This window comes from Mediterranea sp. ET5, from assembly GCF_023337025.1.
Lineage (GTDB): Bacteria > Bacteroidota > Bacteroidia > Bacteroidales > Bacteroidaceae > Phocaeicola_A.
In genome coordinates this window covers 52,157-67,432 of sequence record NZ_JAMBLN010000015.1, presented here as the reverse complement: position 1 = coordinate 67,432, position 15,276 = coordinate 52,157, and the positions used below count along the sequence as shown (strand labels likewise).

Here is a 15,276-nt window from a genome sequence, read left to right as displayed (position 1 = left end):
TACAATTATGGGAAAGATTATTGGTATTGACTTAGGAACTACAAACTCATGTGTTGCCGTATTTGAAGGCAACGAACCTGTAGTAATCGCCAACAGCGAAGGCAAGCGTACGACTCCTTCAGTCGTAGGTTTTGTTGACGGTGGCGAACGTAAAATCGGTGACCCTGCCAAACGTCAGGCTATCACCAACCCGACCCGTACGGTTTACTCCATCAAGCGTTTCATGGGTGAGACCTACGATCAGGTAGCTACGGAAATCTCGCGTGTACCCTACAAGGTCGTGAGAGGCGACAACAACACACCGCGTGTCGATATCGACGGCCGTCTGTACACTCCGCAGGAAATCTCCGCAATGATTCTGCAGAAGATGAAGAAGACCGCTGAAGATTACCTGGGTCAGGAAGTGACCGAGGCTGTCATCACGGTTCCGGCATACTTCTCCGATTCACAACGTCAGGCAACCAAGGAAGCCGGTCAGATTGCCGGTCTGGATGTGAAACGTATCGTGAACGAGCCGACAGCAGCCGCTTTGGCATACGGTGTCGACAAGGCAAACAAGGACATGAAGATTGCAGTCTTCGACTTGGGTGGTGGTACGTTTGATATTTCCATCCTCGACTTTGGCGGCGGTGTGTTCGAAGTGAAATCGACCAACGGTAATACTCACTTGGGAGGTGATGACTTCGACCAGGTAATCATTGACTGGCTGGTTCAGGAGTTCAAGAATGACGAAGGTGCCGACCTGACTCAGGACCCGATGGCAATGCAACGTCTGAAGGAGGCTGCCGAGAAAGCGAAGATAGAGTTGTCTTCTTCTACGACGACGGAAATCAACCTGCCGTACATCATGCCGGTAGGTGGTGTGCCCAAGCACTTGGTGAAGACTTTGAGCCGTGCCAAGTTTGAGGCTCTGGCACATAACTTGATCCAGGCTTGTCTGGAACCCTGTAAGAAGGCCATCAGCGATGCTGGTCTGAGCACTTCGGACATCGACGAAGTAATCCTGGTAGGTGGTTCTTCTCGTATCCCCGCCGTACAGAAGTTGGTTGAGGACTTCTTTGGCAAAGTTCCTTCGAAGGGTGTGAACCCGGATGAGGTTGTTGCCATCGGTGCCGCTATCCAGGGTGCCGTGTTGACCAACGAAATCAAGGACGTGGTCTTGCTGGATGTCACTCCGTTGACCTTGGGTATCGAGACCATGGGCGGTGTGATGACCAAGTTGATTGATGCGAACACGACTATCCCGTGCAAGAAGAGTGAAATCTTCTCTACGGCAGCAGATAACCAGACCGAGGTGACCATCCATGTCCTCCAGGGTGAGCGTCCGATGGCTGCACAAAACAAGTCTATCGGTCAGTTTAACCTGACGGGTATTGCTCCGGCACGTCGTGGTGTACCTCAGATTGAGGTGACCTTTGATATCGATGCCAACGGTATCTTGAAGGTATCTGCCAAGGATAAGGCAACGGGTAAGGAGCAGGCAATCCGTATTGAGGCTTCTTCCGGTTTGAGCAAAGATGAAATCGAGCGTATGAAGGCTGAGGCTGAAGCAAACGCTGAGGCTGATAAGAAAGAGCGTGAGAAGGTAGACAAGCTCAATCAGGCTGACAGTATGATTTTCACAACCGAGAATCAGCTGAAGGACTTGGGCGATAAGTTGCCTGCCGACAAGAAGGCTCCGATTGAAGCTGCTCTCCAGAAGCTGAAAGATGCTCACAAGGCTCAGGACGTAGCTGCCTGTGATGCTGCCATGAGCGAGCTGAACACTGCATTCCAGGCTGCCAGCGCTGAGATGTATGCTCAGAGTGGTGCCCAGGGTGGCGCTCAAGGTGCCCAGAACTCCGGTTCTGCCAATGCCGGTCAAGGTGGCAAGAATGACGAGAACGTGCAGGATGCGGACTTTGAGGAAGTCAAATGATTCCGATAAGTAAATACATACTAAACGCAAGCAAAAGCGTGCAGCTCAATGAGTTGCACGCTCTTTGCGTTTATGGGGGTCGTGGTTCCAATATTGATTTGGGCATCCGCCTTAGTCCACAGATGCTGTGGTTTGGTTAGGTTTTCCTATGTTGCGGGGAGCCGTTCGCCTTCTTAAACATGGAAAGAATCTGCATGTATTTCGGGTATTTCGCTGTAAAAGCCTCTTTTAACGTCGTTGTTATCATGGTTCATTGTTTTTGGTCGTTATTGTCTTTGTCTTTTTTCAGTTCGTCAGGAAAGTTAATGTCGCTTTTTTGCGTAAACACTATTATCATTGCGGCGATAATGACAATAATTGCGCCGATAATAGTTGGACGCCATTCTGTCTTGTCTGTGGCAAGGATGAAAAGTACGATCATCCAAAGTACACATCCGATAGGCATAATATTTAAATTTAAAGTTCGTTTGACAAGTGTTTTGATAATCACAAATATAGTAGTTCGGGCTGTCTCTTACATATAACGCGACCTGTTTTTATATTTAGATTAGATTCTTTTTTGGCAAACTGGAATAGGTATAGGATTTGCACAAGCTGAGCCCTGAGCCGCTTCATACAACGAGACGGAGAAGTCTAAACCGTTTTGACCGTGTAGCGTGTAGGGGGGAACCGGATGCGTGTTGGACCGGGCGTTTGTTGGACCGGGCGACCAGACCGGTCGCCCCTACATCGCCGACCACATTGCCCCCGACCAAGTGGAAGCCTGGGCCGCCGCGATGCTGGAGGGCACGGAGAAGGATGCAGGAGTAAAAAAAAGAAAGCCCGACCATAGCCGGGTTGCTGGGATACGCGCTGGGCTGTGTCGGGATGCGGCTGGATGACTTTGAGCGGATGACCCCCGACGAGTTCAGCGCGGTCTGTGAGGCGCATGCCAAGACCCGGGAGGCGGACAGCCGCGAGTCGTGGGAACAGACGCGGGCGTTGGCTTACACGCTGAGCGGTCCGTACATGAAGCACAAGACCACGGTGCAGCGGTTCTGGCCGTTGCCCTGGGACGAGAAGAAGGAAAAGCGGGGTGCTGACCGGGTAGTGATGAGCCGAGAGGAGCAGAAGCGACGCTTCGAGGAGTTGGCTAGACGGGGTTAGTGCTTCGCTTTGCCGTTTTGCTTCTGCAGGCGACGCTGCTCCCGGGCGCGTTTCTTTTCCGCCCAACGTTCCTCAATCTCTTTGACTTCTCAGTCTTCTTTGAGAAACCGGGGATCCATAGTAAAGAGGATGCATCCGGTAAAACCTGCTACCACACACGCGATCCCACATTTAAAAGTAGTATCTGCACTTTGGGCAAACACGGAACAAAGGAGAAACACAAAGCTTATCAAAGATAGTAAGAAACCGAATTCAAGAGTTCTCATGGGGTTAAAGGTTTTGGTTTGTCGCAAACATAAGAAATAAAAATCAGAAATGCAATGTCTAAAGACGTAAAATTTAATATCAAGCTTTCCATCGACGGGAAAGAACACATTGTCGAGGCTACGACGGACGTCAAGCATTTCGCCCAGGAGCTGGGCATTGCCGAGACGAAGGGTAAGCGGCTGCGTGACTCCCTGCTGAAGTTCAACGGGCTGGTGACACTGTTCTGTTTTAAGAGCCTGAAATTTGCAATAGATTTGCACAAGATTTGCACAACAGTACAGAATTTGCACAAAATTTGCACAATAAAAGTATCTAAAAGCCCCAAAAAACACCCCAAAACGGAACATATTTTAATATTACGCAACAAAAAAAGGAGCTATCTTTTTAGATAACTCCTTCATTCTCACCTTGTAGCGCCTACGGGAATCGAACCCGTGTTCCATGCGTGAGAGGCATGTGTCCTAGCCGCTAGACGAAAGCGCCTTATATATGTCGCGGAAGCTGGGGGATTCGAACCCCCGGTACGGGAAATCCGTACGGCAGTTTAGCAAACTGCTGGTTTCAGCCACTCACCCAAACTTCCTTCCCGCGTCGTTCTTGCGAGAGGTTCCTGGCGGACTCGAACCGCCGTGGACGGTTTTGCAGACCGCTACCTAGCCACTCGGTCAAGGAACCATCTTGGTTGCTGCTTTTTGTAAACCTTGTTCCCTTGGTTTTGCGGTTGCAAAGGTAGTACAAATTTTTATATCTCCAACTATTCGCAGCAACTTTTTTTGCTTCCTCCTTGATTTTTTTCGCAAGTACGGCGTTTCTCTTGCAGCTTTTGATGGAGCTCACAGCCTGTCGGGCAATTGGCGCAGGGGTCTCCATTGTCCCCTACGCTTTTGAAACTCCGATAGATACGTACTCCAATCCAAAGAAGGCATCCGATGCCGACCAGGATAACGATGATGTCCTGATAGTCCATAGTGTTCTTTCGTTTTTACATGAATAAAAGTCCTATCCGGTAAACCAGGAAGGCGACAATCCATGCCAATGCCGTGGTATAGATGGTCGTGAATAGCGGCCACTTCCAGCTACCGGTTTCTCCCTTGATGGCTGCAACTACAGCAATACAGGGGAAGTAAAGCAGGGTGAAGAGCATGTAGCAGAAGGCAACCAGCGGGGTGATGGGAATCCGTTTGGCGAGTTCTACGCTCTCGATGTCGCCATTGTCGGCATAAAGTACTCCCAGCGTACTTACCACAAGCTCTTTTGCGCCGGCACCGGTCAATAGGCCTATACCCATCTTCCAGTCAAATCCTAAAGGCTCGATGACAGGCTCTATCGCTTTGCCGATTTGTCCGATGTAGGAGTTCTCCTGCTGGATGGCTTCAGTGGGATAGGCGTCATGGTTGGGGTAATAGCCCAGGAACCAGATGATGATGGAGGCAATCATGATGATTCCTCCCATCTTTTTCAGATACAGGCGTCCTTTCTCCCAAGTGTGCCGCAAAATGGATTTGCTGGTTGGCATACGGTAGGGAGGGAGTTCCATGACAAACGGGGTGTCGTCTCCCTTTACAAGAAAACGGCTGAACAGACGTGCCAGCAGGATGGCAAGCAGAATACCCGTTGCATAGAGCGTCAGCAGTATCAGGCTGCCTTGTTTCGGGAAGAAAGCGCCGATAAGTACCAGGTAGATGGGCAGACGTGCACTGCATGACATCAGCGGCGTGACAAGCATGGTGACAAGGCGCGCCTTGCGGTTCTCAATCGTACGTGAGGCCATGATGGCGGGTACGTTGCATCCGAAGCCCATGATGAGGGGGATGAACGATTTCCCATGCAACCCCATTTTATGCATCAGCTTATCCATGATGAATGCCGCGCGTGCCATGTATCCCGAGTCTTCCATGATGGATATGAACAGGTACAGGATGAGGATGTTGGGCAGGAAGACGATGACACCGCCCACACCGCCGATGATTCCGTCGACAATCATGTCTTTCAGCGGTCCCTCGGGCATGTAATTGCGGACGATCGTACCGATTTGTTCCACCAGCCATTCGATGCCCTGCATGGGGTAGTCACCCAGTACATAAGTTCCTTCAAAGATGACAAAGAGCAGGAGGAAGAAGAAGGGAAAGCCCCAGATGCGATGAGTGACAATCGAGTCGATGACCTTTGTCATTTGCTCTTTCTGCAAATGGTTGTCGGTGAACGTCTCGCGTAAGGCTCCTTCGATGAAGCCATATTTGGCGTCGGCCAATGCCGCCTCGCTGTCCTCGTTGAGTGTCTCCTTGATACGCTTTTCTGCTCTGTCGCGTGTCTGGAGGATTTCCTCACCGTTGGGCAGTTGACGGACGATCCCCTCGACCTGGCTGTCGTTCTCCAGCAGCTTGATGGCGAGGAAGCGGGTCGAGTATTTGTAACGTATGTCTTCGTTCCGGGAGATGGCTTTCTTCACCTCATCGATGTTCATCTCCAGTTCCGGACCATGATTGATGTGTATGTGCCGGTAGGAATGGCGTTCTTTGGGATTGCCGTTTTCATAGTTTTGGGTGAAGTCCGCCATGTGGTCCTCATATCCGGAGGGTACATCCGTCTTGTGCCAGTCCTGCAGCTCCTGGAGGATTTGCGGATTGATTTCCCCGTTCTTGTCGAGGAAGTCACCTCCTTCGTAGATATTGATTACGACATGAAACAGGTGGTCGATGCCTTTGTTGGTACGGCACACGGTGGGGACCATCGGGACGCCGAGCATTTTGCCCAGCATGCGGTAGTCGAGCTTGTTGCCGCTGGCTTCCAGTTCGTCAAACATGTTCAGGGCAATGACCATACGCACGTTCATGTCAATGAGCTGGGTCGTCAGGTAGAGGTTGCGTTCCAGGTTGGATGCATCCACGACGTTGATGATGACATCCGGGGTCTGTTCGATGATGTGCTTCCGTACATACATCTCTTCGGGCGTGTAGGCAGAGAGGGAATAGGTGCCCGGGAGGTCGACGATGCGGAACTTGTAGCCTTGGAACTCGAAGAATCCTTCCTTGGCGTCTACCGTCACACCGCTGTAGTTTCCCACATGCTCGTGTGCTCCGGACGCGATGTTGAACAGGGAGGTCTTCCCGCAATTGGGATTGCCCACCAGCGCAACGTTGATGGTACGCCGTTTGTCCCGTGCGACATCCTTCACCTGTTCGATGGGGATTTCCTCGGTGATGCCTTCCTTGTATTCGGTCTGGATGAGTTGCTTGGCTTCTTCTTCGCTGACGATTTCAATCATGGCTGCCTCCTGGCGTCTTAAGGAAATCTCATAGCCAAGAATGCGATATTTGATGGGGTCCTTCAAGGGAGCATTCAGGATGACTTCCACGGTGTTGCCTTTGATAAAGCCCATTTCCACGATTCGTTTGCGGAAACCTCCGTGTCCAAGCACCTTTACGATGACTCCCTTTCCTCCGGTGTTGAGTTCTGATAGTCGCATATAAGTGTGTTTGTAAGTTTGTGCCTGCAAAGATATTTTATTCTCATCAGACTGCAAACTTATTTAGAATGTTTTTAAATAAGCCGTGCTCGTCCCATCGCTTGGTCCCGGAGACGATGCCATCCTGCCTGGATTTGACTATTTTTGCAGCATGTTTACGAAAAGAATAGCTGACTATATTGCTGCCGGCCGTCTGTTAGCGGCTGATGTGCCGGTAATTGTGGCATTGAGTGGCGGGGCTGATTCGGTGGCGCTGCTCTGTGTGCTCCGGGAGCTGGGGTATGCCTTGCATGCGGTGCATTGCAATTTCCATTTGCGAGGGGCGGAGTCCGACCGGGATGAAGCGTTTGTGCGTGATTTGTGTGAACGCCTTCTTGTGCCGTTGTCTGTTGAACATTTTCAGACTGAAGCGTACGCGCGGGAGCATAAGCTTTCCATCGAAATGGCTGCACGGGAATTGCGTTATGAGGCTTTTGAACGCATTCGCCGGGAGTGTGGAGCCGGGGAGATTGCGGTGGCGCATCATCGGGATGACAGTGTGGAGACTTTGTTGCTTAATCTGATTCGCGGTACGGGCATCAACGGACTGAAGGGGATTCGTCCGCGCAACGGTCATGTCGTGCGTCCGCTGTTGGCAGTCTCCCGTCAGGAGATTGAACGCTATTTGCAGGAGAGGGGACAGGACTATGTGACCGACAGCACCAACCTGCACGACGACTTTACGCGCAACAAGATACGGCACCACCTGCTTCCGCTGATGGAACAGCTCAACCCCTCGGTGCGCGAAGGACTGGCTGCTACCGCGGAACGGCTGGCAGATGTGGCAGCCCTATATAATAAGGTAATGGCGGAGGAGCAGCAACGAGTGGCTGAGCGACTGCCCGATGGGGGCATACGCATCCGGCAGGCAGCCTTATGCGCCAGTGAGGCACCCAAGAGCCTGCTCTATGAATTGCTGTCGCCTTACGGATTCCGCCCGGCACAACTGGAAGCCATTTATGCTTCGGCAGCGTCGGTTCCGGGACGCCGGTTCCGCTCACTCACCCACGAGGTCGTGGTGGATAGGGACTGTTGGTTGCTTTATCCACTGACGGAAGGGGAGTGGGGATGCCTGGAGATAGCTTCGGCTGAAGGGAGTGTCCCGTTGCCTGACGGGATGGGGCGGGTGTCTTGGAGCATGATGCCCGGAGGAGCGGACGTCGACATACCCCGTGGAAGGGAATTCGCCTGCCTGGATGCCGACAAGCTGACGTTCCCGCTGACCCTGCGCCGTGTCGCCCGTGGGGACTGGTTCATACCTTTCGGGATGAAGGGGAAGAAGCTCCTGAGCGACTACATGACGGACCGCAAGTTCCCGCTGAATCGCAAGGAATGTCAGTGGCTCTTATGGGACGGAGACCGTGTCGCCTGGGTCGTGGGGGAACGTATCGACAACCGTTTCCGGGTGGACGAGCATACTCGGAAGATATTAAGGCTGCATTATGAAGGAGTCTGACAAACAGAGACGCCGCAGAGCTGGATGGTTCTGCGGCGTCTTTGTTCAGATGCTTCGCGCTTATCAGAAGCGGTAGCCCAGGGTGAACACGGCACGGTTGTCGGCGTGCGTGACTTTCGTCAGTGGGGCAGCCTGCTCGAATATCATGTTCGAATAGGGATAGAAGTCGGCTTTCTGGTGCGTATAGACGTATGCCATGTCTGCATAGAACCCTCCGAAGCGGAGTCCCAAACCGAGGCTCAGGCTGTGGGCATCGTAGTTGTTCATATAGTCGATGTCCGTCTCGATGGCTGTCGGATCATCGTACTTGTAGGCAAGCTCTTTGTACAGGGCACTGGTATAACCATAGCCGGCGCGCAGGCTGATGTCGTCAAAGATGCGTCCCTCTACGCCAATGCGGAAGGAGTGGACTCCCTTCAGGTCCTCGGATACCAGCTGGTTGGAGTAGTCCAGGTCATAGCCGTTCGGGTCGGTGAACTTCGCCTTGCTGTAGTCGGCGTATTCATATTCCGCATCAAGCGCGACGTTCTGACCGAAAGTGTAGGCGGCGCTGAGGTTGAACTTCCACGGGGTGCGCAGGCTGTAGTCATACCAGTCGGTGAAACCGGTGCTGCTGTTCCGGTCCTGCCCCTGATAGTCTTGCATGCCCATGGCTGCCGCATAGCACTGGCTCAGGTTATACCAGATGGGGGTATGTACGGCGAGGCCGATGCGCAGGGGCGAATATTCCATCGGACGGAAGATGAGTCCCAACTTGATGTCAAAGCCTGAGCCTTCCAGGCTGTACTGGTTCTCCAGGGTCATCAGCGGACTTTCGTCCGGCAGCTTGTCACTGAACAGCCTTTCGTAGTAGTAGGAGTAGCGGTCGAAGTCGAGGTCGTAGACGCCCAGGGTAACTCCCAGGTATACGCGGTCCTTGATGTTCAGTGCCAGGTTGAAGTCATAGGCATTGATGCCACCCCTGTTTTCACTGTGGAAGCCGATGTAGTCGGCACCCCATGTGTCAAAGTCCTTGTTGTCCAGCCCCGGGGAGACGTAGCCCGTTTCACCTGCCAGGATGCTGAGCCAGCTGTAATTGGTGTCTGCCAACGGATTGTTGCTGTTCAATACGTTGTCGAAGTCCTCCGGCGTGTTCCCTGCTGCCTGCAGGTTGGCTCTGATGTTATGTGAATAGGAGTCGCCGCTGGGCATGGGACCTATCATGTCGAAGTCGGAATTGAAGTTCTTCACCTTCCGGTAGTTGAAGCCGAAATTCAGGAAACGGATGGCAGTGCGGTTTCCCACCTTGCTGGAATAGACGAAGCCTATCTGGTCAAAGGAGAACTTCGAGTGCTTTGTGTCGGTACTTTCTCCGTTGAATTCAGCCTTTGCCGTCGGTTGGAACCAGCCCAATGAGAAGGCGACGTCGTTGCTCCGGTACAGTCCGATACCTGCCGGGTTTGTCGCAAGGGTCGACAGGTCTGCCCCCAGGGCGCTCATGGCACCGCCCATGCCCATGAAGCGGGCAGTACCGTTCAGTTGGTTTTCCATCAGCAGACCGGCGTTGTAGGAGGTCTGCGCCTGTGTCGTCAGCGACAGACCTCCCAGGCAGGCCAGTAGAGAGAGTTTATAGATACTTTTCATAGAGAATACTCCTAGGTTAGTTGATTCATTTAAACAATACATTCACACACACTGTCGTTTTATCGGCGTCCTCTCGAACCGCCTCCGCCACCTACGCTCGGTCGTCTTGCCGGACGGTTGGCAGGGGTGGAGCGGCGCTCGAAGTTGCTGCGTTGGATGGACGGACGCTCCATGCGCGTCGGGCGTTCACGGTCCACGTTGCGTGTGCGGGTGCTGCTCGGACGGTCATAGTCCATGCTCCGCGGACGGTTGATGTTCGGACGCGTGTAGGTGGAGTTGCCGCGCACACCGTCGTTGTTCACATTCGGACGTGTGGGGCGTACCACCCGTCCAGTGGCCGAGGGCCGTCGGTTGATGTTCGGACGCGTATAGTTCCCGTAGCCGTTTCTTGACGGACGCACCGTGTTACGCGGACGGTAAGAGCCGGAGATGTAGTTGGGATTGCGTCGCACGGTCAACGAGGGACGTGCAGGGGCATACGACGGATGGAAGTGCGGACGCGGATGATGCCATCCCCAGTACGGACCGCCCCAATATCTTCCCCATGCATAACGGGGACCGTACCAGTAACTGTATCTCCATGAGGGCCAGGGGTCATAGCGCCAGTTCCACCACAGCGGGTTGGAGAAGGTCGGGAAGACGTAGGCATACAGCCCGTCGTCGTAGACATTCCAGTCCCACGACGGGAAGAGTGCCGTCCCATAGACCACGTCCCAATAGAGCGGGCTGCTCACCGGAATGGCATAGGCCGGATTGCGGAAGCGTATCAGGCGTACCGCGTATTCATAGTCATCCTGCGAGCCCTGGAACTCGCCGACCCATCCGCCCGGCAGGTCACTGTCGGCACGCTCGTCAATGTAGAGGGTGTCGTCCTGGATGGAGAAGTCATTTTTTCCTGTTACATATTCACGTCGGTTGTATTCGTCGATGTCGCGTGTGCGTCCGGTGTAGTCACGGACGACAACCGTACCCACGCCGTTGCCCTTCTTCTGGGTGGCGTTCAGTACGTCACCTGCCGACTTGGCCGTCACCTTTTCGGTCTTCTTGTCATCCTTCTGCTTCTTGGGCACAAAGTAGACGTCGTCGCCGGGGCTTTGCGCCATCGCCAGGCATGGCAGCAGCGCCATTATCCAAATAAGCCATCCAATCTTTTTCATAGCGTCAGTCTCCTTTCTTTATTAATAGTCCTGTTTTTTCTGATGCAAAGATAAAAAGCTTTGGACAATCGGACGGGGGATTTTCCCTAATTGTTCGTAGGGATTTCCCCCTATCGTTCGTATCTTTGCTCCCGTTTAACCCATTAACTATTATTTGACAGCTATGAAATATCTAGAAGTGACCTTCCATACCCATCCTTGCACGGAGACCGTCAACGACGTGCTTTCGGCACTTTGCGGCGAGATAGGATTTGAGAGTTTTGTTGACATTGACGGCGGTGTTCAGGCCTACGTCCAGGCTTCACTCTTCGATGAGGATGCACTGAAGGACGTCTTGTCGTCGTTCCCGGTCGAGGGGGCATCCATCCGTTACGAGGTAAAGGAAATGGAAGACAAGAACTGGAACGAGGAGTGGGAGAAGCATTTCTTCCGTCCCATCGTCATCGGTGACCGCTGTGTCATCCACAGCACCTTCCATCAGGATGTACCGTCGGCAGAATACGACATCGTCATCAATCCGCAGATGGCCTTCGGGACCGGACATCATGAGACGACCAGCCTGATTCTTGAGGAGCTGCTCGACACGGACCTGAAGGGCAAGTCGGTACTGGACATGGGATGCGGCACGTCCATCCTTGCCATCCTTGCTGCCAAGCGGGGGGCCGGTCCGCTGACGGCAATAGACATAGACGACTGGTGCGTGAACAACTCTCGCGACAACATCGCGCTGAATCACGTGGAGGGCATTACGGTCGAACTGGGGGATGCTTCGTTGCTGGAGGGACGCGCCCCGTTCGACGTCATTATCGCCAATATCAACCGCAACATCCTGTTGGCTGACATGGAGCGCTATGCGGCGTGCATGCATCCGGGTTCCCTCATTTTCATGAGCGGATTCTACGTGGAGGACGTCCCCGCTATCCGTGCGGAAGGCGAGCGGTTGGGCATGGAGTTTATCCATTGCAAGGAGAAGCACAACTGGGCTGCCGTGAAGCTGTGCATGAAGTAAGCCGACGGCACGGCGCATACGGGGCATGTGCCCGGGGAGAGTCACCTGAAGGCAGGGGAGGAGTGCGGTACATGCCGGGCTTATACGGACCAAAGTATTATACTTAGGGGGTCTAAGTATAATACTTAGGCAGGCTAAGTATAATACTTTGGTCTGTCTATCCCCGGGTCTTATCGCATACATGCCGGGGAGGTAGCTTGCTCCTGCCGTGGTCTTCTTCCGCTCCAGGTACTTTCCGCAAAAAATAAAAACACAGAGACACGAAGACCGGGAATCTGTTCGGTAATGCTCCGATGCGATTCCTGAATCTTCGTGTCTCTGTGCTTTTATCAGTCCGGGTGGCTGTTAGCCTCCCGGCATTAGGTCAAAATTCATGTGCCGCGGTCTGAACCACTTCTCCCAGGGTGGGGTGGGCGTGGATGATGGCCTTCAGGTCACCGACCGTAGCCCGGCGGTTCATCAGGGCGCAGACTTCCTGCACCAGGTCTGCTGCGTGTGCTCCGAAGAGGTGGCATCCCAGGATGTGCCCTTCGGCATCGGCAAGCAGTTTGCAAAGTCCGTCGGGTTCATTCATGCTGACGGCTTTGCCGTTGGCGCGGAAGAAGGCTTTCTTCGCCGTGAACGCGATGCCTTGCGCCTTGCACTGCTCTTCCGTCAGTCCGACCATGGCGGCTTCGGGGGAAGTGAAGACGGCTGCCGGGACGATGTCGAGACGGATGTCGTCCGCCTCTCCGAGGATGTGGTTCAACGCACGCATCCCCTGGAAGGTGGCTGCATGAGCCAGCATGCAGCGTCCGTTGACATCGCCGATGGCATAGATGTGAGGCACGTTCGTCTGCATGTTCTCATTCACTTCAATCCCCTTGGGCGTGAAAGCGATACCGACGTCCTCCAGGTTGAGTGCACCGACGTTGGCGGCACGTCCTACAGCCAGCAGGACGGTGTCGGCTTCGCAGGTCTTGATGTTCCCTTTCACTTCGTAGTTGACGGCCAGTACGCCCTCTTCCCGTTGCTCCACCGACTTGACGCCAGCCTGGTTGATGATTTCAATCCCCTTCTTGGAGAGGGACTGCTTCAGGCGTTTGGCAATGTCGGTATCGAAGTTGGGGAGAATCTCTTTCATGAATTCCACGACGGTGACCTGGCTTCCGAAGCTGTTGAAGATGGAGGCGAACTCCAGTCCGATGACTCCGGCACCGATGACACACAGGCGTTGCGGGACATGGTCGATGTCAAGTATCTCCTTCGAAGTCAGAACACCGGGGAGGTGGAGCCCTTCGATGGGGAGGTACTTGGTGACGGAGCCTGTCGCGATGATGATGTGTCCGGCCTGATACAGCTCCTCGCCGACCTTGACGGTATGTGCATCCTGGAAGCTTGCCTTTCCGTAGACCAAGTGGATGTTCTTGTGCTTCAGGAGCGTCTCCACACCGGTCTGCAGGCAGCACACCACCTGGTTCTTGCGCTCCATGACCCGGTTGAAATCGAGCGTGTAGGAGCATTGCATGATGCCGAAGGTCTCCGCTTCCTTCAGGTCATCCATGACAGCCGCGTTCCGGCAAAGTGCCTTGGTCGGGATGCAGCCTTCGTTCAGGCAGGTGCCGCCGACCTTGGCAGCTTCGACGATGGTGACGGTCTTTCCTTTCTTGGCGGCGGCCACGGCAGTCTCATATCCTCCCGGGCCGGCACCGATAATCAATATGTCACTTGTAATCATAGGCAGGGTGTGGGGTTATTGCGCCAGGTCGCGGTAACGCAAGATGGGGTGTTTGGCAGCATTGGTCTCGTCCAACCGGCGTACCGGGGTGTGGTGGGGCGCAGTCTTCACTTCCTCCGGGCATTCGATGGCTTCGCGTGCGACCTTGCGCATCACGTCGATGAACTCGTCGAGTGTTTCCAGTGATTCCGTTTCCGTCGGTTCAATCATGATGGACTGGTGGAACAGGAGCGGGAAGTAGATGGTCGGTGCATGGTAGCCATAGTCGAGCAGCCGCTTGGCGACATCGAGCGTCGTGACGCCCGTCGATTTGTCCAGCAGGCCGTCGAACACGAACTCGTGTTTGCAGATGCCTTCGATGGGGAGGTAGTAGCAGTCCTTCAGTGACTCCTTGATGTAGTTGGCGTTCAGGGTTGCCAGCGGACCGACATACTTGATGTATTCCTTACCCAGGGACAGGATGTAGGTGTAGGCACGCATCATGACGCCGAAGTTGCCGATGAAGCCGGAGACGCGTCCCAGCGAGTCAGCCGGGTGGCTCAAATAGAACGTGCCGTCATCTGCCTTGCATACCCGTGGGCTGGGGAGGTAGTCGACCAGCGCCTTGGCTACACCGACAGGTCCTGCGCCGGGACCGCCACCGCCATGAGGGGTAGAGAAGGTCTTGTGCAGGTTGATGTGCATGATGTCAAAGCCCATGTCGCCCGGACGGCATTTGCCCAGCAAGGGGTTCAGGTTGGCACCGTCGTAGTAGAGGAGTCCGCCACAGGCATGCACCAGTTCGGCGATTTCAAGGATGTCGCTTTCGAACAGTCCCAGGGTGTTGGGGTTGGTCATCATGATGCCGGCGATGGTGTCGTCGAGCAGCGGTTTGAGGTGTTCGACGTCGATGCGTCCGTCAGGTTTGGATTTCACCTCCACGACATTCAGTCCGCAGACGGCGGCACTCGCGGGGTTCGTGCCGTGGGCGCTGTCGGGGACAATGACTTTGGTACGTTTCAGGTCGCCCCGTTTGAGATGGTATTGGCGCATGACCATCAGTCCCGTCAGCTCGCCATGGGCGCCGGCATAAGGATTGAGGGTAAATTCAGCCAATCCGGAAATCTCCGCCAGGGCATGTGCCAGGTTGTAATAGACTTCCAGTGCCCCCTGTGCGGTTGCGGCAGGCTGGAGCGGATGCAGGTTGGCAAAAGCCGGCTGGGCGGCCATCTCCTCGTTGATTTTCGGATTGTACTTCATCGTACAGCTGCCCAACGGATAGAAGCCGGTGTCGACACCGAAGTTCTTGTTGGATATGTTGGTATAGTGGCGGACCACGTCAAACTCGCTGACTTCAGGGAGTTCGGGTGCCTGCTGCCGTTTGAGTCCTTCCGGCAGGGAAGCGAGCGTGTATTCTTTCAAGCGGTTCTCCGGGAGAGTATAGCCCTTACGTCCCTCCTTGGAGAGTTCGAATATCAGTTTATCGTAATATTTCATAG

Annotated in this window: 11 protein-coding genes and 3 tRNA genes; 5 read left to right on the top strand and 9 right to left on the bottom strand. The window is 54.1% G+C overall.

What is annotated here, in order from left to right; all coding sequences use genetic code 11:
- The first annotated feature begins 7 nt into the window (after positions 1–7).
- Entirely contained in the window at positions 8–1,918 is a 1,911-nt protein-coding gene (gene dnaK / locus M3087_RS09975; RefSeq protein WP_022384611.1) for a molecular chaperone DnaK, read from the top strand.
- 250 nt (positions 1,919–2,168) lie between these two features.
- Here dnaK and M3087_RS09970 read toward each other — a convergent pair whose 3' ends face one another.
- A complete protein-coding gene (locus M3087_RS09970) occupies positions 2,169–2,408 on the bottom strand; it encodes a hypothetical protein (RefSeq protein WP_249095418.1) in 240 nt (79 codons plus the stop codon).
- A gap of 347 nt (positions 2,409–2,755) precedes the next feature.
- On the opposite strand from M3087_RS09970, the gene M3087_RS09965 reads away from it, so the two are divergent.
- Both M3087_RS09965 and M3087_RS09960 read left to right on the top strand, forming a co-directional pair.
- Entirely contained in the window at positions 2,756–3,064 is a 309-nt protein-coding gene (locus M3087_RS09965; RefSeq protein WP_249095416.1) for a hypothetical protein, read from the top strand.
- 320 nt (positions 3,065–3,384) lie between these two features.
- Complete coding sequence (locus M3087_RS09960) at positions 3,385–3,723, top strand: hypothetical protein (protein ID WP_249095414.1); 339 nt, start codon at positions 3,385–3,387, stop codon at positions 3,721–3,723.
- A gap of 19 nt (positions 3,724–3,742) precedes the next feature.
- Here the strand turns inward: M3087_RS09960 and M3087_RS09955 are convergent.
- The 4 genes from M3087_RS09955 to feoB all read right to left on the bottom strand — a co-directional run bounded on the left by M3087_RS09955 (position 3,743) and on the right by feoB (position 6,797).
- Positions 3,743–3,814 (bottom strand) — tRNA-Glu (locus M3087_RS09955).
- 12 nt (positions 3,815–3,826) lie between these two features.
- Positions 3,827–3,914 (bottom strand) — tRNA-Ser (locus M3087_RS09950).
- 21 nt (positions 3,915–3,935) lie between these two features.
- A tRNA-Cys gene (locus M3087_RS09945) sits at positions 3,936–4,006 on the bottom strand.
- A gap of 307 nt (positions 4,007–4,313) precedes the next feature.
- Positions 4,314–6,797: a ferrous iron transport protein B gene (gene feoB, locus M3087_RS09940; protein WP_249095412.1), complete on the bottom strand. Its 2,484-nt coding sequence runs from the start codon at positions 6,795–6,797 to the stop codon at positions 4,314–4,316.
- A 151-nt stretch (positions 6,798–6,948) separates the two neighbouring features.
- Between feoB and tilS the strand changes: the two genes are divergently transcribed.
- Positions 6,949–8,292, top strand: coding sequence for a tRNA lysidine(34) synthetase TilS (gene tilS, locus M3087_RS09935; RefSeq protein WP_249095410.1), 1,344 nt, complete (start codon positions 6,949–6,951; stop codon positions 8,290–8,292).
- 63 nt (positions 8,293–8,355) lie between these two features.
- On the opposite strand, the gene M3087_RS09930 is transcribed toward tilS, so the two are convergent.
- Positions 8,356–9,915 carry an OmpP1/FadL family transporter gene (locus tag M3087_RS09930; RefSeq protein ID WP_249095408.1) on the bottom strand — a complete coding sequence of 520 codons (1,560 nt, stop codon included), beginning with the start codon at positions 9,913–9,915 and terminating at the stop codon, positions 8,356–8,358.
- A 59-nt stretch (positions 9,916–9,974) separates the two neighbouring features.
- A complete protein-coding gene (locus tag M3087_RS09925; protein ID WP_249095406.1) occupies positions 9,975–11,072 on the bottom strand; it encodes a hypothetical protein in 1,098 nt (365 codons plus the stop codon).
- 163 nt (positions 11,073–11,235) lie between these two features.
- Between M3087_RS09925 and prmA the strand changes: the two genes are divergently transcribed.
- Complete coding sequence (prmA, locus tag M3087_RS09920; protein WP_249095405.1) at positions 11,236–12,081, top strand: 50S ribosomal protein L11 methyltransferase; 846 nt, start codon at positions 11,236–11,238, stop codon at positions 12,079–12,081.
- A 364-nt stretch (positions 12,082–12,445) separates the two neighbouring features.
- On the opposite strand, the gene lpdA is transcribed toward prmA, so the two are convergent.
- Both lpdA and gcvPB read right to left on the bottom strand, forming a co-directional pair.
- On the bottom strand, positions 12,446–13,798 hold the full coding sequence (lpdA, locus tag M3087_RS09915; RefSeq protein WP_249095403.1) for a dihydrolipoyl dehydrogenase: 1,353 nt from the start codon (positions 13,796–13,798) through the stop codon (positions 12,446–12,448).
- Positions 13,799–13,813: 15 nt separating this feature from the next.
- Positions 13,814–15,274 (bottom strand): aminomethyl-transferring glycine dehydrogenase subunit GcvPB, encoded by a 1,461-nt coding sequence (gcvPB, locus tag M3087_RS09910; RefSeq protein ID WP_022385849.1) that lies wholly within the window; start codon positions 15,272–15,274, stop codon positions 13,814–13,816.
- Positions 15,275–15,276 lie beyond the last annotated feature (2 nt).

What these genes read in the sequence shown, in the direction of transcription:
- dnaK (WP_022384611.1), top strand. Translation starts at nt 8, where the DNA reads ATGGGAAAGATTATTGGTATTGACTTAGGAACTACAAACTCATGTGTT.
- M3087_RS09960 (WP_249095414.1), top strand. Translation starts at nt 3,385, where the DNA reads ATGTCTAAAGACGTAAAATTTAATATCAAGCTTTCCATCGACGGGAAA.
- feoB (WP_249095412.1), bottom strand. Translation starts at nt 6,797, where the DNA reads ATGCGACTATCAGAACTCAACACCGGAGGAAAGGGAGTCATCGTAAAG.
- tilS (WP_249095410.1), top strand. Translation starts at nt 6,949, where the DNA reads ATGTTTACGAAAAGAATAGCTGACTATATTGCTGCCGGCCGTCTGTTA.
- M3087_RS09930 (WP_249095408.1), bottom strand. Translation starts at nt 9,915, where the DNA reads ATGAAAAGTATCTATAAACTCTCTCTACTGGCCTGCCTGGGAGGTCTG.
- M3087_RS09925 (WP_249095406.1), bottom strand. Translation starts at nt 11,072, where the DNA reads ATGAAAAAGATTGGATGGCTTATTTGGATAATGGCGCTGCTGCCATGC.
- prmA (WP_249095405.1), top strand. Translation starts at nt 11,236, where the DNA reads ATGAAATATCTAGAAGTGACCTTCCATACCCATCCTTGCACGGAGACC.
- lpdA (WP_249095403.1), bottom strand. Translation starts at nt 13,798, where the DNA reads ATGATTACAAGTGACATATTGATTATCGGTGCCGGCCCGGGAGGATAT.
- gcvPB (WP_022385849.1), bottom strand. Translation starts at nt 15,274, where the DNA reads ATGAAATATTACGATAAACTGATATTCGAACTCTCCAAGGAGGGACGT.